The sequence below is a fragment of the Fluviispira multicolorata genome (assembly GCF_009208585.1).
Lineage (GTDB): Bacteria > Bdellovibrionota_B > Oligoflexia > Silvanigrellales > Silvanigrellaceae > Silvanigrella > Silvanigrella multicolorata.
Genome location: NZ_WFLN01000007.1, coordinates 70169 through 92116, shown reverse-complemented (window position 1 = coordinate 92116; position 21948 = coordinate 70169). Strand labels below are relative to the sequence as shown.

Annotated in this window: 22 protein-coding genes; 1 reads left to right on the top strand and 21 read right to left on the bottom strand. The window is 40.0% G+C overall.

Annotated elements, in window-relative coordinates:
• Window positions 1–31 precede the first annotated feature (31 nt).
• From rplN to GCL57_RS09290, 21 genes are all read right to left on the bottom strand, one after another.
• Window positions 32–409, bottom strand: coding sequence for a 50S ribosomal protein L14 (gene rplN, locus GCL57_RS09390; protein ID WP_130610671.1), 378 nt, complete (start codon window positions 407–409; stop codon window positions 32–34).
• Window positions 410–464: 55 nt separating this feature from the next.
• On the bottom strand, window positions 465–725 hold the full coding sequence (rpsQ, locus tag GCL57_RS09385) for a 30S ribosomal protein S17 (protein ID WP_152213095.1): 261 nt from the start codon (window positions 723–725) through the stop codon (window positions 465–467).
• 13 nt (window positions 726–738) lie between these two features.
• Window positions 739–930 carry a hypothetical protein gene (locus tag GCL57_RS09380; RefSeq protein ID WP_152213094.1) on the bottom strand — a complete coding sequence of 64 codons (192 nt, stop codon included), beginning with the start codon at window positions 928–930 and terminating at the stop codon, window positions 739–741.
• Window positions 927–1355, bottom strand: a complete 429-nt coding sequence (gene rplP / locus GCL57_RS09375; protein ID WP_152213093.1) for a 50S ribosomal protein L16 — start codon at window positions 1353–1355, stop codon at window positions 927–929. Before rplP ends, GCL57_RS09380 begins: the two co-directional genes overlap by 4 nt.
• Before the next feature lie 7 nt (window positions 1356–1362).
• Window positions 1363–2046 (bottom strand): 30S ribosomal protein S3, encoded by a 684-nt coding sequence (gene rpsC / locus GCL57_RS09370; protein ID WP_152213092.1) that lies wholly within the window; start codon window positions 2044–2046, stop codon window positions 1363–1365.
• A 14-nt stretch (window positions 2047–2060) separates the two neighbouring features.
• Window positions 2061–2384, bottom strand: coding sequence for a large ribosomal subunit protein uL22 (locus GCL57_RS09365; protein ID WP_130610686.1), 324 nt, complete (start codon window positions 2382–2384; stop codon window positions 2061–2063).
• A gap of 10 nt (window positions 2385–2394) precedes the next feature.
• Window positions 2395–2670 carry a 30S ribosomal protein S19 gene (gene rpsS / locus GCL57_RS09360; protein WP_152213091.1) on the bottom strand — a complete coding sequence of 92 codons (276 nt, stop codon included), beginning with the start codon at window positions 2668–2670 and terminating at the stop codon, window positions 2395–2397.
• A gap of 27 nt (window positions 2671–2697) precedes the next feature.
• Window positions 2698–3525 carry a 50S ribosomal protein L2 gene (rplB, locus tag GCL57_RS09355; RefSeq protein WP_152213090.1) on the bottom strand — a complete coding sequence of 276 codons (828 nt, stop codon included), beginning with the start codon at window positions 3523–3525 and terminating at the stop codon, window positions 2698–2700.
• Between the two features lie 72 nt (window positions 3526–3597).
• On the bottom strand, window positions 3598–3924 hold the full coding sequence (rplW, locus tag GCL57_RS09350; protein WP_161597685.1) for a 50S ribosomal protein L23: 327 nt from the start codon (window positions 3922–3924) through the stop codon (window positions 3598–3600).
• Between the two features lie 22 nt (window positions 3925–3946).
• Window positions 3947–4543 (bottom strand): 50S ribosomal protein L4, encoded by a 597-nt coding sequence (gene rplD / locus GCL57_RS09345; RefSeq protein ID WP_152213088.1) that lies wholly within the window; start codon window positions 4541–4543, stop codon window positions 3947–3949.
• A gap of 27 nt (window positions 4544–4570) precedes the next feature.
• Window positions 4571–5122, bottom strand: a complete 552-nt coding sequence (gene rplC / locus GCL57_RS09340; protein WP_152213087.1) for a 50S ribosomal protein L3 — start codon at window positions 5120–5122, stop codon at window positions 4571–4573.
• 113 nt (window positions 5123–5235) lie between these two features.
• Window positions 5236–5547 carry a 30S ribosomal protein S10 gene (gene rpsJ / locus GCL57_RS09335; protein WP_130610705.1) on the bottom strand — a complete coding sequence of 104 codons (312 nt, stop codon included), beginning with the start codon at window positions 5545–5547 and terminating at the stop codon, window positions 5236–5238.
• 115 nt (window positions 5548–5662) lie between these two features.
• Entirely contained in the window at window positions 5663–9850 is a 4188-nt protein-coding gene (gene rpoC, locus GCL57_RS09330; protein WP_152213364.1) for a DNA-directed RNA polymerase subunit beta', read from the bottom strand.
• A 24-nt stretch (window positions 9851–9874) separates the two neighbouring features.
• Window positions 9875–14047 (bottom strand): DNA-directed RNA polymerase subunit beta, encoded by a 4173-nt coding sequence (rpoB, locus tag GCL57_RS09325; RefSeq protein WP_152213086.1) that lies wholly within the window; start codon window positions 14045–14047, stop codon window positions 9875–9877.
• A gap of 191 nt (window positions 14048–14238) precedes the next feature.
• Window positions 14239–14610: a 50S ribosomal protein L7/L12 gene (gene rplL, locus GCL57_RS09320; protein ID WP_170271531.1), complete on the bottom strand. Its 372-nt coding sequence runs from the start codon at window positions 14608–14610 to the stop codon at window positions 14239–14241.
• A gap of 84 nt (window positions 14611–14694) precedes the next feature.
• Window positions 14695–15213, bottom strand: a complete 519-nt coding sequence (gene rplJ, locus GCL57_RS09315; RefSeq protein ID WP_161597684.1) for a 50S ribosomal protein L10 — start codon at window positions 15211–15213, stop codon at window positions 14695–14697.
• A gap of 149 nt (window positions 15214–15362) precedes the next feature.
• Window positions 15363–16061, bottom strand: a complete 699-nt coding sequence (gene rplA, locus GCL57_RS09310) for a 50S ribosomal protein L1 (protein WP_152213084.1) — start codon at window positions 16059–16061, stop codon at window positions 15363–15365.
• 49 nt (window positions 16062–16110) lie between these two features.
• Window positions 16111–16536 carry a 50S ribosomal protein L11 gene (gene rplK / locus GCL57_RS09305; protein ID WP_152213083.1) on the bottom strand — a complete coding sequence of 142 codons (426 nt, stop codon included), beginning with the start codon at window positions 16534–16536 and terminating at the stop codon, window positions 16111–16113.
• A 126-nt stretch (window positions 16537–16662) separates the two neighbouring features.
• A complete protein-coding gene (locus GCL57_RS14985) occupies window positions 16663–17646 on the bottom strand; it encodes an electron transfer flavoprotein subunit alpha/FixB family protein (RefSeq protein ID WP_152213082.1) in 984 nt (327 codons plus the stop codon).
• Window positions 17647–17656: 10 nt separating this feature from the next.
• Window positions 17657–18436, bottom strand: a complete 780-nt coding sequence (locus GCL57_RS09295; RefSeq protein ID WP_152213081.1) for an electron transfer flavoprotein subunit beta/FixA family protein — start codon at window positions 18434–18436, stop codon at window positions 17657–17659.
• Window positions 18437–18573: 137 nt separating this feature from the next.
• The gene (locus GCL57_RS09290; protein WP_161597683.1) at window positions 18574–19791 is read right to left on the bottom strand and encodes a R3H domain-containing nucleic acid-binding protein; all 1218 of its coding nucleotides are present in this window, start codon (window positions 19789–19791) and stop codon (window positions 18574–18576) included.
• Between the two features lie 132 nt (window positions 19792–19923).
• On the opposite strand from GCL57_RS09290, the gene uvrC reads away from it, so the two are divergent.
• The gene (gene uvrC, locus GCL57_RS09285) at window positions 19924–21948 is read left to right on the top strand and encodes an excinuclease ABC subunit UvrC (RefSeq protein WP_152213079.1); all 2025 of its coding nucleotides are present in this window, start codon (window positions 19924–19926) and stop codon (window positions 21946–21948) included.

Genomic DNA, 21948 nt, shown 5'->3' with positions numbered 1-21948 from the left:
TACCTGCCTGATTTTTTTCGCTTGCCATGGATTATAGAACCTCCGGAGCCAAGCTGATAATCTTGCCACAATTACGTTGTCTTAATTCACGAGCAATTGGTCCAAAAATACGGGTTCCAACTGGCTCTTTTTCATTTTTGACAATTTTTACAAGAACAGCAGCATTTTCATCAAAACGAATTCGAGACCCATCGGCTCTCGAAACTTCTTTCTTACAGCGAACCACAATTGCCTTGTGCACTTCGCCTTTCTTAACACGCCCACCAGGCACAGCATCCCTTACGGAGACTACAATCAAATCGCCAACACGTGCATAACGGCGGAATGAACCACCCATAACACGAATGACATTGAGAGTACGCGCCCCGCTATTATCGGCTGCTACCAGGATAGATTCTGGCTGAATCACGATACACCCCATTAAATGAGAAAGAAAATAGAAACTATCTTACAATGTTGCTATCTTAGCGACTAACAACAGAAACAATTTTCCAAGATTTACTCTTAGAAATACGACTGCATGGCAAAATATCAACATCTTTACCAACAACTACATCTGAAATTCCGGATGTATCTGCAAAAACTGATGTATGAAGGTGAAGACGTTTGCCGTATGTCCCGTTAGGAACAACACGTGGAACTTCCACTTTTACTGTCTTTGTGTCTTTTGAAACCGCAACAACACGACCTCTGATAGGATTTTTAGTGATTTTTGCATTTTCCATAATATTACCCCAATTATTTAGCGGATTGTGCTTTTTTACGAGAAACGATTTTAAGATCTCTTCTCAGCCCTGCAATACCACCCGCATTCTTAATGAGAGCAGGATCCATGGAAACTCTAAACTTAACGAGTTCTTTAACAAGCTCAATATGCTTAGAAGATGCATCACTAGAATTCAAATCAGCAAACTTTTTTTGTTTTTTCATTGATTTTCCCAAACCTTATCACTTCTGCTCATCATACGAGTTTTGAATGGAAGCTTAGCCGCAGCCAGTTCAAACGCCTCTTGAGCAAGGTTTGCTGGAACGCCTTGAATTTCAAAAATAACTCGACCGGAGCGAATAGGACAAACCCAACGATCCAAACCACCTTTACCAGAACCCATGCGTGTTTCAGCAGGTTTCTTTGTAATTGGTTTATCTGGAAACACACGAATCCAAACCTTTCCACCACGCTTTATGTGGCGAGTCAAGGCAATTCGACTTGCTTCGATCTGACGAGCTTCAAGTTTCCCTGGTTCTACAGCCTGAAGAGCAAAATCTCCAAAATCTATGCTATTGCAGCGATCTGCAATACCTTTAATACGACCTTTGTGAGACTTACGAAACTTAACTTTTTTTGGAGCCAACATGTTCTAATTACTCCTCATTGCGCAAATTCTTGGTATTCACAGCAGAGCTGGCTGTTTTTCCAAAAACTTCGCCCTTAAATAACCAAACCTTAACCCCAATAAGACCATATGTTGTTAAAGCTTCGGAAGTGCCATAATCGATGTCTGCACGAAGAGTATGAAGAGGAACGCGTCCTTCCATATACCATTCTGTACGAGCCATTTCAGCCCCATTAAGACGACCGGATACGCGAATCTTGATACCTTTTCCGCCGGCCTTCATAGCTTGTTGCATAACCTTCTTCATAGCTCTTCTGAAGGAAACACGTTTTTCAAGCTGTTGAGCAACGTTAAATGCAGCGAGTTGTGCATTTGTATCAGGACTTTTCACTTCAAAAACATCAACTTTGATATTTTTGTCGTTCGTTTTAAGAACTGTTCTTACTTCATCACGAAGAAGCTCAATCCCCTTACCTTGTTTGCCAATAAGTTTACCAGGTTTAGCTGTATAAACTTTAATAACTACTTGTTTTGCAGCGCGTTCGATTTCAACACGAGCGACGCCTGCTTCTGAGTATTTTTTTGAGATGAACTTGCGAACATTCAAGTCTTCATTAAGATTTTTTGCGAATTCGCGCTTGCTAAACCAGCGAGAATCCCAAGTCTTGTTGATTCCAAGTCTCAAACCAATTGGATGTACTTTCTGACCCACTGCTGTACCCTCTGTTAATTAAGTTTAAGACGAATAGTTAAGTGCGACGTCTTCTTTAAGATTGGCGTTGCACGTCCTTGAGCACGTGGCATAAACATACGACGGCGTGGACCTTCATTCACTACAAAATCACTAATTACAGTGTTTACAGCGCTATTTTCAGGAAGCTGAGCCAACGCAGAGCGAATAAGCTTTACGGCAGCAACAGAACCAGAGCGTCTTTCAACAGAAAGGATTGCTATAGCCTGTGGAACAGTTTTGCCAATAATCATTGGCCTTAACAATCTAGCTTTACGTGCAGTACACTTTGCAGCATAGTGTGTTGCTTTTGCGTCCATAACTTACCTCTTACTTTTTCTTAGCGGCTTTTTTATCCGCACCATGACCATGGAAAGTACGAGTTGGCGCAAACTCACCAAGCTTGTGTCCTACCATGTTTTCGTTCACATAAACTGGAACGAATTTCTTTCCATTGTGAACTGCAAAAGTTAATCCAACAAAATCAGGGAGAATTGTTGAACGGCGACTCCAAGTTTTAATAACCTTAGTGGCACCTTTGTTCTTTTCTGCTGCTTTGAACAGATAGGAGTCAACAAAAGGACCCTTTTTCAACGAACGTGGCATGCTTTTACCTCTTAACCAATTCGAAAATTATTTCTTACGACGGCTTACGATAAACTTATCGCTCGGTTTCACCTTGCGAGTTTTATAACCCTTAGACAATTGACCCCATGGAGAACATGGATGACGACCACCACTTGTACGGCCTTCACCACCACCCATTGGATGGTCTACAGGGTTCATAGCGACACCACGAACAGTTGGGCGAACACCCTTCCAACGATTACGGCCCGCTTTACCAAGGGATACATTCATATGATCCGCATTGGAAACCGTACCAATAGTCGCATAGCAATCTTCAGGGATAAGACGAAGTTCTCCAGATGGCATACGAATTTGAGCGTATTGCTCAACGCGGCCTACTAAAGTTGCAGAAGCACCTGCACTACGAACAAGCTTTGCACCTGCTCCAGGACGCATCTCGATACTGTGAACAACTGTACCCGCTGGAATTTTCTTGAGCGGAAGACTGTTGCCAGCTTTGATATCTGCCTCACCAGAAGCGATAACTTTTGTACCAACCTTAACACCATCTGTAGCGAGAGCGTAACGACGATCTCCATCAACGAATTTAATTAAGGAGATAAACGCAGTACGATTTGGATCATACTCAACAGAAGTTACTACACCTTCGACGTCTTTACGAGATCTTTTCCAGTCGATAATACGATATTTAACCTTATTACCACCGCCTTGATGGCGCACAGTAATACGGCCGTTGTTATTACGACCAGCCTTACGAGGCTTTGCAGCCAAAAGAGGCTTGTAAGGAGTATCAGTCGTAAGAACTTCTCTGTAGTTAATATAACTCTGTGTTCTTGTTGTGGCCGTATAAGGCCTTAATTGTCTGATTCCCATTTTCCTCATCCTTGCGCGATAATTCGAGGATTTTTCCGCGCACTAAAAAAACACCAACAAAACCGAAGAAGCTTATTCTGCAGCAGCATCAGCTGGAGCGGCTACGACTGGAGCTGGAAGCTCTTGACCATCTTTAAGACGAATGAACGCCTTTTTGATGTTAGGAAGCTTAACTTCTACAGCACCACTTTTTTTAGAACGAGCTTTACGAACAACTCTTCCACGTAAAATAGAAGTATTCACATCTACAACGTCAACACCAAAAACATCTTTAACAGCTGCTTTAATGTCTAATTTTGTAGCTTTGAGATCTACCTTAAGCGTATAAACCTTATTTTCTAAAAGACCATAAGATTTTTCGCTTAAAATTGAACCTTTAATAACATAATCTGAACGCATGTTCATTTCCTTTCTTCAAAATTCAGTCTGCAAGTCTTGATTCAAGAACTTTGAACGCTTCTGGACTTGCAATAAGACTGCGCGCTTGAAGAACAGTGAAAGCATTCACTTGCTCTGGGCTCACAAGATGCACGCCGCGAATATTGCGAAGAGCACGAATTGTGTTTTCGCTTGGATTACTTAGACAAACTAAAGTATTCCCAGTGAAATCAGCTACGCTTTTTAATACGGTCGCTGCGTCTTTTGTTTTTCCACTTGAAAAGTCAAGCGCACCAACAAAAACTTTACCAGATTTAACACGCTCAGAAATTGCAATTCCAAGAGCAACACGACTCATTTTTAATGGAATCGCTTGACGATAATCACGCGCCTTAGGTCCATGAGCAACACCACCACCAACGTGAAGAGGGGCTACGAAAGAACCACGACGAGCACTACCAGTTTTCTTTTGCTTATAAGGCTTTTTACCAGTTGACTTAACCATTGCGCGTGTTTTAACGCCAACAGTACCTTGTCTTTGGTTGGCTCTGTAAGCCTTAACAACTTGCCAGAGAGTGCCTTTATTACGGTCAGCGTAGCTAACCAAACTCTCTGGAAGGTTTTCTATTTTAGACAACATTTTGCTATCCCTTCCCAAAACTTAAATTTAAACAAATACCATACCGCCGCGTGCACCAGGAACACCGCCTACGACAGCCATAATTGACTCTTCATGAGACCAGTAAGCAACCTGAACATTGCGGAGAGTTACTTGTACATTACCGTCTTGGCCTGGCATTTTTTTGCCTTTCATAACGCGACCAGGTTCAGTACGCATACCGATAGAACCAGGTGAACGATGGAAACGGCTACCATGACTCGCAGGACCGCCACCAAAACCATGACGAGTCATAGCATCTTGGAAACCGCGACCTTTTGAAAAGCCAGTAATTTTTAATTTTTGTCCGACAGTGAGAGAAGGAGCTTTAAGAGGTGAGCCTACTTCATATTCAGCAGGATTTTCAACAACCCATCCACGAACTAGCTTATTTTTGTGACCAGTTTCGTATTCAACAACGACAACAACTTGGCCATTCGCCAATATCTCGTGTCTTACAACCTTAGCTGGCTGCATTTTTAATACAGTTACGCCTTGAGCTGCGCCAATCTGCGTAAATGCACTAGTCATGCCAACTTTGCTAAAAGCATAACGTACCATATAACTTTAACTCCTGCTGGATGCGATAAATCACAGCGCCAGCTTGTTGTTAAAACTTTCTGAATTAAAATTACTCAGAAAGTATAATTAAATAAATCAATAAAAATCGATTATTAGTAAAGATTGATTTCTACATCAACACCAGCTGCAAGATCGAGCTTCATAAGGCCATCAACAGTTTGCTGTTTTGGTTCAAGAAGGTCGATTAAACGACGGTGCGTGCGGATTTCGAACTGCTCACGAGATTTTTTATCTACGTGAGGAGATCTTAATACTGTATAACGATTAATAATTGTTGGCATTGGAACAGGACCAGCTATTTTAGCTCCTGTGCCTTTTGCCTTGTTAATAATCTGAGCTACGCTCTGGTCAACCAGAGAAACATCATAGCCCTTGAGACGAATACGGATTTTTTGGCTTTCCATTGAATTACACTCCAAACCGTTGGGCGTCGATTCGTAACGTAGAACGACGCCCACTGTCAAGCAAAATTTATAAAATTTAAGCAATATCTAAACATATGGAACAGGTTAAAATTGCTTATCTCATCTGATGATGTGAACCCGTTCCGAGACGTGCAACAACTTGAGGAATTGAAGCCTCAATAATAGCTTCTGCATCTAGGCTTTGCCCTTCAACAAACATATCGAGATTGTTGTAGTAGTTCACACCCGTTCCAGCAGGAATTAAACGACCCATAATGACATTTTCTTTGAGGCCACGCAAAAGATCTTTGCGTCCTGCAAGAGCCGCTTCTGTAAGCACTCTTGTTGTCTCTTGGAATGATGCTGCAGAGATGAATGATTCTGTTGAAGATGCCGCTCTTGCAATACCAAGAAGAAGTGGTTCAGCAGTTGCTGGACGAGCACCTCTTTGCATAGCAAGTTCGTTTTGCTCTTCAAAAGTCCACTTCTCTACCTGAGCCGCAGGTAAAAACTCAGTATCCCCTGGATCTTTAATGCGAACACGACGAAGCATTTGTTTAACGATAATTTCAATATGCTTATCATCGATGCTCACACCTTGCAGCTTATAAACTGCTTGGATTTCAGAAACAAGGTAGCTGGCCAAAGCTTTTTCACCAAGAACCTTCAAGATGTCATGTGGGTTTAATGGACCATCAACAAGTGGTTCACCCGCACGAATGAAGTCGCCTTCAGTAACAACAACGTGACGTCCCTTTGGAATGAGATACTCACGGCTGTCCCCTCCACCCATTTCTGGATTGACAACAACACGTCTCTTGCCTTTGATATCCGCACCAAAGGAAACAAAGCCGTCGATTTCAGAAATAATTGCAAAAGTTCTACGTTTTTGAGCAAGGAAAAGCTCAGCAACACGCGGAAGACCACCGGTAATATCCTTTGTCTTTGCCTGTTCACGAGGAATTTTAGCAAGAACATCACCAGGATAAACAGAATCACCATCTGCAAACATGATTGTCGCACCACTTGGAAGCGGATAACGAGCATCACGGGTTTCTGTAATACGAATAGCTGTTCCAGAGGAATCAGTTACGACAATTGCAGGCTTGATCTTTGTGTCCTTATTTTCGATAACAACACGACGGGTCAAACCTGTTACTTCGTCTGTACGCTCTTCAACAGAGACACCTTCGAAAAGGTCTTGGAACTTAACTTTACCAGGAACTTCAGAAACGATGACCACAGAGTGCGGATCCCATTCAATAAGCATGGTACCAACTTTTACACTTGCCCCATCTTTTACAAAGACTTTAGAACCATATGGAATAGAGTGGCGGTCACGTTCAATACCATCAAGGTCATAAACAATAACTTCACCATTACGGCCCATTGCTGTGTCCCATTCTGTACGGCCTCTAACAAGGCTGACATTGGAAAGCTGAACAGTACCTTCAACCTTAGCTTCATAAGATGAAGCTTGAGATTGCGTGGTCGCTGTACCGCCAGAGTGGAACGTACGCATTGTTAACTGAGTACCAGGTTCACCAATGGATTGAGCTGCAATAACACCAACTGCTTCACCTACGTTCACAAGATTACCTGTTGCAAGGTCGCGACCATAGCACTTAGCACAAACACCACGACGCGTACGACAAGTTAGAACAGAACGAACATAGACACGGTCAATTTTAGCCTGATCAAGGCGAATAACCGCTTCTTCATTTATTTCTTCATTTGCTTTGACAATCACTTCACTAGTTGCACGGTTTTTGATGTCATAAAGAGATGTTCTTCCGAGAGTACGATTTCCAACTCTTTGAATAACTTCCCCACCTTCAACAACAGATGTGATTTCAACCCCATCAAGAGTTCCACAGTCTGTTTCAGAGATAATAGTATCTTGCGCAACATCCACAAGCTGACGTGTAAGATAACCAGAAGATGCTGTTTTAAGAGCAGTATCGGCAAGACCTTTACGAGCACCGTGAGTATTGATAAAGTACTGAAGAATTGTAAACCCTTCACGTAAGTTAGAAGTCACCGGGGTTTCAATAATTTCACCCGTTGCTTTCGCAACAAGCCCCTTCATACCAGCTAACTGACGCATCTGCTGCTTAGAACCACGGGCTCCAGAGTCAGCCATCATGTAAAGTGAGTTAAAGGATTGAATACGTATTTCTTCACCTTTTTGATTTACAGCTTTTTGAGTTTCAAGCTGCTTCAACATTTTTACAGTGATTTCATCCTGAACACGAGACCAGATGTCGATTACCTTATTGTGACGTTCTCCTTCGGTAATTAGACCTTCTGCATACTGCTCACGAACTTCTTTAACTTCACTATATGCTTCATCCAAAAGTTTTGTTTTTTCTTTTGGAATCATCATGTCTTTAATTGCAATAGAAATACCAGATTCTGTTGCATAACGGTAACCTAATTCACGCAATGCGTCGGCAAGAAGAACTGTTTCTTTTGCACCGCAAAGACGGTAGGTGTCGTTTACAAGCACAGCCAATGCTTTTTGATCGAGCGCCTTATTATATTTCTTAAAGAAAGGAACCTTATCAGGGATCACTTCTCTCAGTAAACAACGCCCTACAGTGGTTTGCACAAGTTGCTTATCACCTTGATTTTCACGCACGAAAATACGGGTGTGCAATTCGACAAAGCCGTGATCGTAGGCAACACGAACTTCTTCAAGACCTGAGAATTTCATGCTGTCACCACGAAGTGTGATGTTTTCACGAGTCAAATAGTAAAGACCAAGAACGATGTCTTTACGAGGCTCGATAATCGGAGTTCCGTGCTGAGGAGACAAAATATTATTTGTCGACATCATAAGAACGCGTGCTTCGATTTGTGCTTCGAGGCTCAGTGGAACATGGACGCACATTGTGTCACCGTCAAAGTCCGCATTAAATGCCTGACAAACCAAGGGGTGTAGCTGTATAGCTTTGCCTTCGATAAGAACAGGTTCAAACGCTTGGATACCAAGGCGGTGCAATGTAGGCGCACGATTTAAAAGAACTGGATGTTCTTTTGTACATTCTTCAAGGAGATCCCATACTTCAGGACGTTCCTTTTCCACCATTTTCTTTGCACTTTTAATTGTAGAAACATAGCCTCTTTCCTCGAGTTTGTTAAAGAGGAATGGTTTAAACATTTCAAGAGCCATAAGCTTTGGTAAACCACATTGGTGCAAACGTAATTCTGGACCTGCAACAATTACGGAACGACCTGAGTAGTCCACGCGCTTACCAAGTAAGTTTTGACGGAAACGACCACCTTTCCCCTTCAACATATCTGAAAGGGAACGCAGAGGACGCTTGTTAGGGCCTGTGAAAACTTTTCCACGACGACCGTTGTCAAAAAGCGCATCGATAGCTTCTTGAAGCATACGTTTTTCATTGCGCACAATAATTTCAGGCGCATTTAATTCTATAAGTCTGAGAAGACGATTGTTACGGTTAATCACGCGACGATATAAGTCGTTGAGATCGGAGGTAGCAAAGCGACCACCATCGAGTGGCACAAGCGGACGCAGATCTGGGGGCAACACAGGAATAACGGATAACATCATCCATTCTGGACGATTGTCACTCATTGTGAAAGCACCAACAACCTTAAGTCTTTTAATAAGCTTTTTACTTTGAGCATCAGATGTTGTGTTCAAGAGTGATTCTTTAAGTTGCTCAGCAAGCTCAAAAACATCGACAGACTGAAGCATTTCAAGAAGTGCATCGGCACCGATACCAACGCGGAATGCGTTGTTACCAAGTTCACGAACTTTTGCAGCAAAACGCTCTTCAGAAATAAGCTCATGTTTTTTAAGATCGGATGTTCCTGGATCGAGAACGATATAGGATTCACAATATAGAACCTTTTCAAGATCTTTAAGTGAAATGTCAACAACGCACCCAATACGAGAAGGCAAACTCTTTAAGAACCAAATGTGGGCAACAGGGCTAGCTAAGTTAATATGACCAAGCCTTTCACGCCTCACTTTACTTTCAATAACTTCCACGCCGCATTTTTCACATACGGTGCCGCGGTGTTTTTTACGTTTATATTTTCCACAAATACACTCGAAATCACGAACGGGGCCAAAGATTTTTCCGCAGAAAAGACCATCACGTTCAGGCTTGAATGTTCTGTAGTTAATTGTTTCAGGTTTTTTTACTTCACCATAAGACCAACTTCTGATGCGCTCGGGAGAAGCTAAACCAATTTTTACTGCACTAAAACTCAAAGGATCTACAGGTTTTTCGAAGAAACTGTAAACATCTTTGGTACCTTCATTCATACTCATGCTTAAACTCCTTCGACTTTATTGGATTTCGCGCACATCACGTTGCAAGTCATCGAGACTGATTTCACTTTCATCGCGAATGAGGCTGACATCCAACGCAAGCGATTGCATTTCTTTGATAAGAACATTGAAGGACTCTGGTAAACCAGGAAGCATCATGTTCTCACCCTTAACAACAGCTTCATACATTTTTGTACGACCTGCGATATCGTCGGACTTAACAGTGAGGAATTCCTGAAGGGTGTACGCTGCACCATAGGCTTCCATCGCCCACACTTCCATTTCCCCAAGACGCTGACCACCAAACTGTGCCTTACCGCCAAGAGGTTGTTGTGTGACAAGACTGTAAGGCCCAATGGAACGGGCATGAATTTTCTCGTCTACCAAGTGGTGGAGACGAAGAACGTACATAACACCAACAGTCACTTGACGATTGAATTTCTCACCGGTTCTTCCATCGTAAAGAGTGACCTGTCCAGATCTATCAAGATCTGCAAGCTCAAGATATTTAAATATCTCTTCTTCAACAGCACCATCAAACACGGGGTTTGAAAGAGTAACACCATCTTTGTACTTGCGGACAAATTGACGAAGCTCGTCATTTGAGCATGCTTTTACAAACTCATGAACAGAAGTATCATCCCATACTTTACAGATATACTCTTCAAGTTCATGACGAGGAGCTGCTTTATCGAGCATTTCATTGATTTTAATACCAATTCCACGCGCTGCCCAACCAAAGTGAGTTTCCATAATCTGACCGATGTTCATACGAGATGGAACCCCGAGCGGACTGAGGACAATATCAACAGGCTGACCATTATCGAGGAATGGCATATCTTCAATAGGAACAATTTTTGAAATAACACCCTTGTTACCATGACGACCTGCAAGCTTATCACCCACCTGAAGACGACGTTTAATGGCAACATATACTTTGACCATTTTAATAACGCCTGGTGGCAATTCATCACCACGTTTTGCACGTGCAATTTGAGTTTCTGTCATTTCACGAACGAGAGCAATTTTCTCATTCATTGATTTTTTAATTTTAGCAAGAAGTGCACTCTTGTCGGAGCTGATAACTTCGAGAGCCTTAATTTGCTCAATAGACAGATCTGCAAGAACTTCTTTAGTAAGTTCTTCACCAGAAGCAACTTTGAAAGAAGAACTGTCATTTTTAACTTCAATGCTAACCGCAGCGGTTTCACCCGCAATTAGATCTTCAAGCTTTTCAGCTGTAGATTTACGAATAATTTGAATACGATCGCGTTCATCTTTTTTAAGCTTAGTAATTTCTTGTTCTTGAACCTGAATCATACGACTGTCGAGCTCAGCACCTTCGCGAGAAAATACTTTTGCTCCAATCACTGTCCCTTGTACTCCTGGTGGAACACGAAGAGATGTGTCACGCACGTCGGCTGCTTTTTCGCCGAAAATTGCGCGAAGAAGTTTTTCTTCGGGTGTAAGTTGAGTTTCTGCTTTTGGAGTTAATTTACCAACAAGAATATCGCCTGGTTTAACTTCTGCACCAACACGAACAACACCAGCATCGTCGAGGTCTTTTAAGGACTCGTCGCTTACGTTTGGAATATCAGAAGTGATTTCTTCTTTTCCAAGCTTGGTATCGCGGCTAATACATTCAAATTCTTGAATATAAACAGATGTATACAGATCTTCGCGCACAATGCGCTCAGATACAACAATACCATCTTCGTAGTTGTAACCATTCCAAGGAAGGAATGCGACAACAACGTTCTGACCAAGTGCAAGCTCACCCATTTCAGTCGCAAAACCATCTGCAATGATGTCATTGCGCTCAACTTTATCACCAACTTTTACAATTGGCTTTTGGTTAACACAGGTGTCCACGTTGGAGCGTGTGAATTTAATGAGTGTATAAATATCAACTTCGGAAGCCACTTCAGTAATGTCAGAAGATGCTTCATTTGTCTTAATAACAACACGTTCCGCATCAACTGCAATAACTGTACCCGCACGACGCGCAACCACAGTCACTCCAGAGTCTGCAGCAACTGTACGTTCCATACCTGTACCAATGAGTGGAGCTTTGGTTCTTAACAATGGAAGACCTTGGCGTTGCATGTTGGCGCCCATGAGGGCACGGTGGGCATCGTCATTTTGAAGGAACGGAATAAGTGAGGCCGCAACAGAAACCGCTTGGTTTGTTGCAACGTCCATTAAGTCCACTTCTTCGGCTGTGTAGATGTTAGTTTCACCTGAGCTACGCGCATTCAAAAGATCATCCGCATTGATTTTATTTTCACTGTCAAGATGCATATACGCTTGCGCAATAACGTGATCACGCCATTCATCAGTTGATGAATAGTAACGAACTTCATCAACCGGTAGACGGTCAACAACAGAACGATATGGAGTTTCGATAAAGCCATATTTGTTTACTTGCGCAAATGAAGCCAATGAAACGATAAGACCAATGTTTGGACCTTCAGGAGTTTCAATAGGACAGATGCGTCCGTAATGTGTTGGGTGTACGTCACGCACTTCGAAGCCTGCTCTTTCACGGGAAAGACCCCCAGGCCCAAGGGCGGAAAGACGGCGTTTATGATAAACTTCAGCGAGCGGGTTTGTTTGATCCATAAACTGGCTAAGCTGTGAAGATCCAAAGAATTCTTTCACAACAGCAGTTACAGGCTTAGCGTTGACAAGGTCATGCGGCATAAGACTGTCGAGATCTTGTAATTGAAGACGCTCTTTAATGGCTCTTTCAATGCGAGTTAAACCAATGCGATATTGATTTTCAAGAAGCTCGCCCACGGCACGCACACGGCGGTTACCAAGGTGGTCGATATCATCCACTTTAATTTTACCACTGCGAACATCGAGAAGACGTTTAACAGAACCAATAATATCTTCACGGGTCAAAGTACGGTAATCGATATCGATTTCAAGATCGAGTTTTTCATTTAGTTTTAAACGACCAACACGGGATAAATCATAACGATCTTTTTCAAAAAATAGATTTTGGAAAAGATTACTTGCATTTTCAAGTGTGGGTGGATCACCTGGACGCATTCTACGATAGATTTCAAGAAGCGCTTCTTCTGTATTAGCTGTTTTATCAACCATAAGAGTGTCACGGAAAGAGGAATCTACGTTGAGATCATCAATAAAGAGGATTTCGTAAGAAGTAATTCCTTTTAGCATGATAGCTTCAAGAATTTTTTCGGAGATGTCTGTATTAATTGGAAATAAAACTTCACCGGTGTCGTCATCAATGATGTCGCGACCAATAATTTTTCCAATAATTTCTTCGCGTGGAAATTGAAGTTCTTCAACACCAGCTGCTTTAAGTTGTTTAATATGTAAAGCAGAAATTTTACGATTACGCTTAACAAGAGTGTTACTTGGATTTTTTGGATCCATAATATCACTCGAAGCTCTTTGTCCACGCAAACGATCAAGATTTACTTTACGGTAAAATTGACCATCACGAATTACGACTGTTTCGCATTCATAGAATTTGCCAAGCAATTCTTCCGTTGTGTAGCCGAGAGCTTTTAATAGAACAGTTGCAGGCATTTTTCTGCGACGATCTATTCGACAGTAAAGAATATCTTTTGTATCAAACTCAAAATCGAGCCATGATCCACGATAAGGAATAATACGTGCATTGTATAAAAACTTACCAGAGGAAAGAGTTTTTCCTTTGTCATGATCAAAAAATACACCTGGTGAGCGGTGGAGCTGAGAAACGACAACACGTTCTGTACCGTTAATAATAAAGGTACCGTTTTGTGTCATAAGAGGAATTTCACCAAAATAAACCTCTTGCTCTTTAAACCCACGAATAGATTTAACGCCTGTTTCATGGTCAACATCCCAAATAATAAGACGAATTAAAACCTTAACAGGAGCAGCATAAGTCATGCCCTTTGAGCGGCATTCTTCGACAGTGTATTTTGGTTCATCGAGAGAGTAACTGACAAATTCAACAGAAGCTGTTGCATCAAAATCTTGAACAGGGAACACGCTTTTGAAAACGCCTTGAAGACCAGCTTCAATACGATTTTCAGCAGAGTCAGTACCTTGCAAGAATTCTGCGTACGACTTCTTTTGAATGTCAATTAAATTGGGCATACCAATAATCGGTTTGACTTTTGCAAAAGTGCGGCGGTGACGGACGAAGCTAGATGCCAAGTTGGCCATATGAAATCCTCTGCATGAGAAAGAAAGGATACAAATATAATGAATTGTGCAAAAAATAGGAATGCGTCCTTCTGGCATACCATAAGGAAGCAAAGCACACAATATTTGCACAATAGCAAAAGTCAAGCTAAAGAACGCATGTTCAATAGCTTGACTCTTAATAAACTAAACTCAGTAAAGAGTCGCGTTTATTATTTAACTTCAACAGCTGCACCAACTGCTGTAAGTTTCTTTTTGATTTCTTCAGATTCAGCTTTAGTAACGCCAGCTTTAAGAGATTTTGGCGCGCCTTCAACAAGATCTTTAGCTTCTTTAAGACCAAGACCAGTGATAGCACGAACTTCCTTAATAACGTCAAGCTTTTTGTCGCCAGCTGCTTTAAGAATAACTTCAAATTCAGTTTGTTCAGCTGCTGCTGCTGCTGCAGGAGCTGCTGCCATCATAGCAACAGGAGCTGCTGCAGATACGCCAAATTTGTCTTCGAGTTCTTTAACAAGTTCAGCAGCTTGAATAAGAGTGAGGTTTTCGATGTAGGAAATGAATTGTTCTTTAGTAATAGACATTGTAAAGCCCTTATAAATTTTCTAGTTTCAATAGCGAAACTAATAGATTAAACACAAAATTAAAACACAAGTTAACAGCTATAATTAGCTCGCCTTTTTATCTTTGATGGCATTGAGAACTTGAACCAAGTTTCTAGGCACACCATTAAGCACATTGAGAAGTCCACGGTGTGGAGCAACCATTGAGCCGATAATTTGACCAATAAGCACATCGCGAGATGGCAAAGATGCTAGATTTTGAACTGCTGCAGGAGTCAAGGCGGATTTTTCCATATATCCACCTGTGATTTTGAGCTTTTCAAATTTCTTTGCGGACTCAGAAAATGCTTTTGCAGCAGCGGCAACATCACCGTATGCAAAAACAACGCCGGTTTGACCAACGAAAAGATCAGAAATGACATTTTCATCTCTGCCTTCAACTGCTTTTTGAGCAATTGTATTTTTGACTACGTGAAAGTCAGCGTTAACTGCTTTGAGTTCACGACGCATAGTCGTAAGCTCTTCAACTGTCATCCCTGAGTAATTGGCTAGGAACACGGCGCTAGATTTGTCGAGAGCTTCGACTACACTATTACGCCACTGAAGTTTAGCGTTACGATCCAAGAGAATGCCTCCCCTAAGTTAATCGTATTCCCACAGGCAAAATGGAATTACGAGGTTGATAAACCGCAGGGGCCAAAGTCTATGCGGGATTTACATATCTGCACAGTGCAGAATAACCAGCAGTCTTAGACCCTTACGAAACTAAAAATTTATATTTTGAACTCAGCAGTTTCAAGACGAACAGATGGGCTCATTGTGGAGCTTACATAAGCAGACTTGATATATGTGCCTTTAGCAGCTGCTGGTTTAGCTTTAACAATTGCGTCGACAAATGCTTTTGCATTTTCTTCGATTTTACTTGCTTCAAAAGAAACTTTTCCTACAGGAGCTTGAATAATTCCAGCTTTGTTGACTTTAAATTCAACACGGCCAGCTTTAGCTTCTTTAACTGCATTTTTAAGATCTTGAGTTACAGTACCAACTTTTGGATTTGGCATAAGTCCACGAGGAGCAAGGATACGGCCAAGACGACCCACGAGACCCATCATGTCTGGAGTTGCAATGGCAGCTTCGAAATCGAGCCAGCCACCTTGAATTTTTTGTGCAAGCTCTTCACCACCAACAAAATCTGCGCCAGCTTCTTCAGCTTCGCGGATTTTTTCGCCCTTAGCAAATACTAAAACACGCACCTTTTTGCCAAGACCGTGAGGAAGAACAACCGCGCCGCGCACGTTTTGATCGGCATGACGAGGATCGACACCAAGATTCATAGCAATTTCAACTGTTTCATCGAATTTTGCATATGAAATTTCTTTAAGAAGCACACTTGCTTCTGTTAAATTATAAGACTTTTCTGCATTAAATTTAGCAGAAGCAGCTTTTAATTTTTTACTAATTTTTCTTGCCATAATATATTCCTTTGAGGTTCATCGGCTTTTAAAGCCTCCCTCGAAAAATTTAAGCTTTAACTTCAATTCCCATAGAACGAGCGGAACCTTTAATAAGGCTTTTTGCTGTTTCAAGATCGTAGCAGTTCAAGTCAGGAAGTTTTGTTTTTGCAATTTCTTCAACTTGCTTATCTGTTACAGAACCAGCAATTGCTTTACCTGGAGTTTTACTTGCAGATTCAAGCTTAGCAGCTTGCTTAAGAAGAACACTTGCAGGTGGAGTTTTTGTGATAAATGTAAAGGATTTATCAGAATAAACTGTAATGATTGTTGGAAGAACAACGCCAGGTTGCTTTTGCGTACGAGCGTTAAATTCTTTAACAAACATTGCGATATTAACACCGCGCTGACCCAAAGCTGGACCAACAGGTGGCGCTGCAGTTGCTTGAGCGCCTTTAATTTGGAGCTTAATAAGTCCTACGACTTTCTTTGCCATGGTTCTTTCCTCATAAAATGGAACAATCAGCCCAAAAAAAGGTGCAATTTGGGCGTGAGAGCAAAGCGATAATACAAAACTTTAAGAGTTGCAAGAGAAAAGGATGAGTATAAGGTGCTTAGATTCTTATTCCATCAACTTCTTAAATTCTCTTGTTAATATTGGTACAGCTTGGAAAAGATCAGCAACGATTCCAAAGTCTGCTTTTTGAAAAATAGGGGCATCAACATCGGTGTTAATGGCAACAATGCACTTTGATGTTCTCATACCAGAAAGGTGCTGAATAGAACCTGAAATTCCACAAGCCACATAAAGACCTGGATTTACAGTCTTTCCTGTTTGCCCAACCTGCATTTCATAGGGAGCATAACCCGAATCAACTGCAGCACGTGAAGCCCCAACGGATCCATGCACAGCATCTGCACATTCAAAAAGAATTTTAAAATTATCTTTGCTTGCAATCGCACGACCACCTGAAATAATAATATTTGCTTCGGTTAAATCAGGACGTTCTCCTGCTCCTTTACGTACTTCAACAACTTTGGAAGTTATTTTCGCACGATCAAACTCCACTGAGAATTTTTCAACATTGGCTTGCGCATTGGCATCAACTATCTCAGATGGACGCACATTAGGTCTGAGAGTAACAAACGTAATAGACGCTGCTGACACGGCTTGTTTTGCACATTTACCTAAATACATTGGAATATCAGAAACAACTGAATCTCCATCAAGAGAAAAACCAACGACATCAGTGAGCATAGCTCCCTTGTTGCGAATAGATAACCTTGGAAAAAAATCTCGACCTGTTGGAGATGCGGGTCCAACGACAACTGTATAACCATTTTTTTGGATAATTTGAGTTAATGCCTGGATAGTAGGTTCACCCTGATATGTATTTGTATCAGGAGTGTCAACTACATAAATTTTAGAAGCTCCAAAAGTTGCCAGAGTTTTAGCATGTTGCTCACACCCCTCACCTAAAAGAACGGCATGTAGATTTTCAGATTTTCCGGCAAGCATTTTTCTTGCTTCTGCGAGGGTTTCTCCAGCCGTAGATTTAAGCTTTCCATTTCTCACTTCAGCATAAACAAGAACTTTATGAGTCATTTTCTTCCCCTTATATAACCTTAGCTTCTGAACGCAGTAATTTGACCACTTCTGTCACCATCTCTTCAACTGGTTTACCTTTAAAGATTTTCCCAGGAGCCTTTTCAGGAGGAAGTTTATATGTGCGAACTTCTACTTTTGGTTTATCAGTGATAAGATCAGCAGCTTTTTTTTCTGCAATTGGCTTCTTTTTTGCCTTCATAATTCCTGGGAGAGATGGAAACCGAGGATCATTTAAGTTTTGGTGAGGGGCAATCAGCAAGGGAGTTTTTGCCTCATAGATTTCAACAATACCACTTTCAACATCTCTTTCAGCCCGTACAGATTTACCTTCATTTTGCCATTCAAGTTTTGAAATATTAACAAGACTTGGCATTCCAGCAAACTCAGCAACCATAGGACCTACATTTCCTGCACCTTCATCAATAGTGTTGAGACCAGCAAAAATAACATCTGGTTTTTCTTCGGCTACAACTTTTGAAATTGCAAGAGCAACAGAATAAGAGTCAAGCCCACCTGAGTACCCCTCGGTGTTAATCCACACTCCTCGATCGAGTCCCATTGCAAGAGCTTTACGAATAGTTTCTTGAGCACGTGCAGGTCCTACACTGACGACAACACTTTCACCTTTGTGTTTGTCTTGAGTGCGAATAGCTTCTTCCATTGCATATTCATCGCAAGGATTAACCATGTATTTAAAATCAGATTCATCAATAGTTTTACCACCACCAGAAATTTTTATAACGGTTTCAGTGTCTGGAACATGTTTAGCAAGAACAAGTATTTTCACTTTAGTCCTCCGAGAAGGATTGTTTATTACATAAAAAAACACCACTAAGTCAGATTGAGATTACTTATTCTAACTAGGGTGTCAAAGGATACATATGAGTTTCTTGGCAGCAGAGTGCTCTATACTATGAAAGATCTTTAATCTTTTCTCTTAATACACACATGACGATTGCGTGCATCACCACGACTTTCTGTATCGAAACCAGCTTCAGATATAACGACATGCTGTTGGCGACGCACAAACGAATTTTGAGGGTTTAGACTTATTTCAGGAATACTCTTGTTTTTAAGCATTTTCTGAACAGCTTTACTCACCTCATGCAAGGCATCTTCAAGATTTTGCTGGTTTTTAGGTTCGAGAGGATTGCTGCTTGCACCTTGAAAAACATTTTGTTGTTGCGCAACAGCAGAACGTGTTTGCATTTTCCCCTCAAAACGTGGTTTTTCAGGAACTTGTGCAGAGTTCTCTATTACAAAAGATAGTTTTTCAGTCGTAGATGTGCTTAGATCAGAACTTATTTTAGGCTTTTCAACCATGTCATTTTTATCTATTTTTTGTGTGTAATGAGGTTTTCTATCCTCTTTTTTAAAGCTTGACTTGTCTTTATCACCTTTTCTTTGCGAATGTTTTTCATTGCGACGTGCATTTCGCTCTTCACGCTCTCTATCAAAAAGTTCTTTAAATTGCTTTCTATAAGCGATTCCGCAGGGAGGACGCACATTCCAATCAATTGCTTCAACAAAGACTTCTTTTGCGGTGTATTTCCAGAGTGCATAAGAAGAAAATAATTCGAAGTAGGAATCTAAATATTTTTTAGCAATAGAAGCGATGAGACTCCAAATTTCTTGAACATAATGCTCATCTAAAGCTTCTTCAGATTCTGATAATAAAGGAAACAATGAAAATGGCTCTCTTGGCTCTTCTGAATCTAAAGCAATATAATTTTGATATTTTTTAAGAGCAAAAACAATGTTCTTGCTACTAGTTGCTTTTGGTAAATTGCCACTTAACAGTTTAGGCAAACCAAAACCTGTATAAGAAACAAGCATAAATTCAATATCTGCAAACAGTGCTGCAATAGAATGAGAGAACCAAGCAATGTTTTCTAAGGTTACGGTTTCATTGCGATTAAAATGGGGTAAAACTTTAATATGATGGGCAATGATGTCACTTAAAAGTGTTTTGAACGACGAAAAATCATAAGACTCAGGCGAAGTCCATGAGCCAATTAAGAACGGTTCAAATCGGAGGTGAGAGTTAAAATCACCGTTGGCTTTGGATCGTGCTTCAAAAGCCTGATGAACCGCATATATAAAGGAATCTGAGTTAATGGCTATCTTTGTAGGTTCAGTCACAATAAAAAGTCCCATAAAAAGTTTGATAAAAGGTAAGCATGACACCTTCCTCAAGGAAAAGTAAAGTGACCCTGCGAAAGTAGGATTGCATCCTTAGCAAAGAGATAAACCTTAACGAAAGAAAAGTCACGAATGAATTTTCAAGCTCCGCAAAAAATAAGCCTCGAAATGCGTTTAGCTCTTCTTCGAGAAAAGCTTTCACATGTTCCACAAAAACCAGGGGTCTATCTACATAAAGGAAACGAAGGCGAAATTCTTTATGTTGGCAAAGCAAAAAATCTCAATTCAAGACTCAAGAGCTATTTTACTTCATTAGATCGGCAAACACCAAAAACAAGAGCTCTGGTTGAAAGAGTTTTTGATTTTGAAATTATCGTAACAGAAAATGAATATGAATCTTTAATTCTTGAATGCAATCTTATCAAACACAATCAACCTAATTATAATATTTTATTAAGGGATGATAAAACTTATCCTTATATTAGAATAGATATGCACGAAGATTGGCCTCGAGTGATGACCACAAGAAAAAGAAAAAAAGATGGGGCTCTTTACTTTGGCCCTTATTCTATTTCAGGACAAATTCAACAGCTCATGGGAGTTTTCAATCGTTTTTTTCCACTTGTTAAATGCACTCCTACATTTTTTAAAACAGTTACTCGTCCATGCAACTATTATGATATAAAAAGATGTTTAGGCCCTTGTAAATTACCTGTAAAAAAAGAAGAATATTTTTCGCATTTAAATTCGGTAATAAATATATTAAATGGGAAATTTAAGGATATTTCTAAAAATATAAAAGAGAACATGTTAAATGCAGCTAAAGAATTAGAGTTTGAAAAAGCGGCTCTCTATAGAGAACAACTCAAAGCACTTGAAGCTCTCTTAAGTCAACAATCAGTTAATTTAAATACAGAAATTGAGTTAGATATAATTGGATCATATTGGAATGAAGAACTCGTCACCTTTTATGTAACAAACATTCGAGATGGAAAAGTTATTGGAGGATATCCGAATGTGGTTGAACATTTAATAGAAGAACCTACAAATGAAGATGAGTTAAACCCAATTTTAAAAGAAAAATCTAGAATTTATACAGCATTTTTAAGTCAATATTATGAAAAAAAATTCATTCCTAAAAGCATATTATTCGATAAAACTTTTGAAATTTTTAGTATAGATGATGTTAATTTAATCAACGAATTTTTAATTAACAAAAAAAATAACGATGACAATAGTAAAAACGAACAAATATTCTCCATTAAAAGTGAAGATTATTTTAGTATAAATAAAATTAAAGATAAGATATTAATAAAAAAAATAGTAGATTTAGTCAAATTATCATATCAAAATGCAGAAAATAAGTTTCATGAGCAATCAAAAATTGATGAATTCAGCAATAAAATGCTTACATCTCTAATGAAATTTTTGAATTTAGCATCACTGCCCATAAATATTGAGTGCTATGATATCTCTACTTTTCAAGGAGCACAGACTGTAGCGGCTCAAGTTGTTTTTAAAAATGGAAAAGCCTCAAAAAAAGATTATAAAAAATATATTATTAAAGAAACTATTGGACATAATGATGATTTTGCAAGTCTAAGAGAAGTTATTCGCAGAAGATTCAAAGAAAATGAAAAGTCTCACCTTCCCAGTTTAATTATAATAGATGGAGGAGCTCCACAGATTCGTGAAGTTGCATGGATGCTTCATTCTTTAGGATTAAAAACCATACCAGTGATTGGCATTGCAAAATCACGAATTAAAAATAAATTTTACCACAAAGATATTGAACAAAGCCTAGAAAGACTAATTGTTCCAAAAAGAAATTCTTTAAATGAAATCCTGCCAAACTCTTCACCTGATACCATTATATTAACGAATGGTTCTCTAGAATATAGACTTGTTACTCAAATGCGTGATGAAGCTCATAGATTTGCCATCACTTTCCACAGAAAGAAAAGAGATAAATTGAGTATAAAGTCTATTATTACAGACGTGAAAGGCCTTGGATCTAAGAGAAGAAAAAAACTTCTTGAGAGTTTTCCAAATTTAAATGAACTTTTAAATGAAAATATCCAGACAGTTTCAAAAAAAACAGGTATTCCTACAAATATTATTCAAGCCATAATTGAAAAATTAAAAACAATCTCTTAA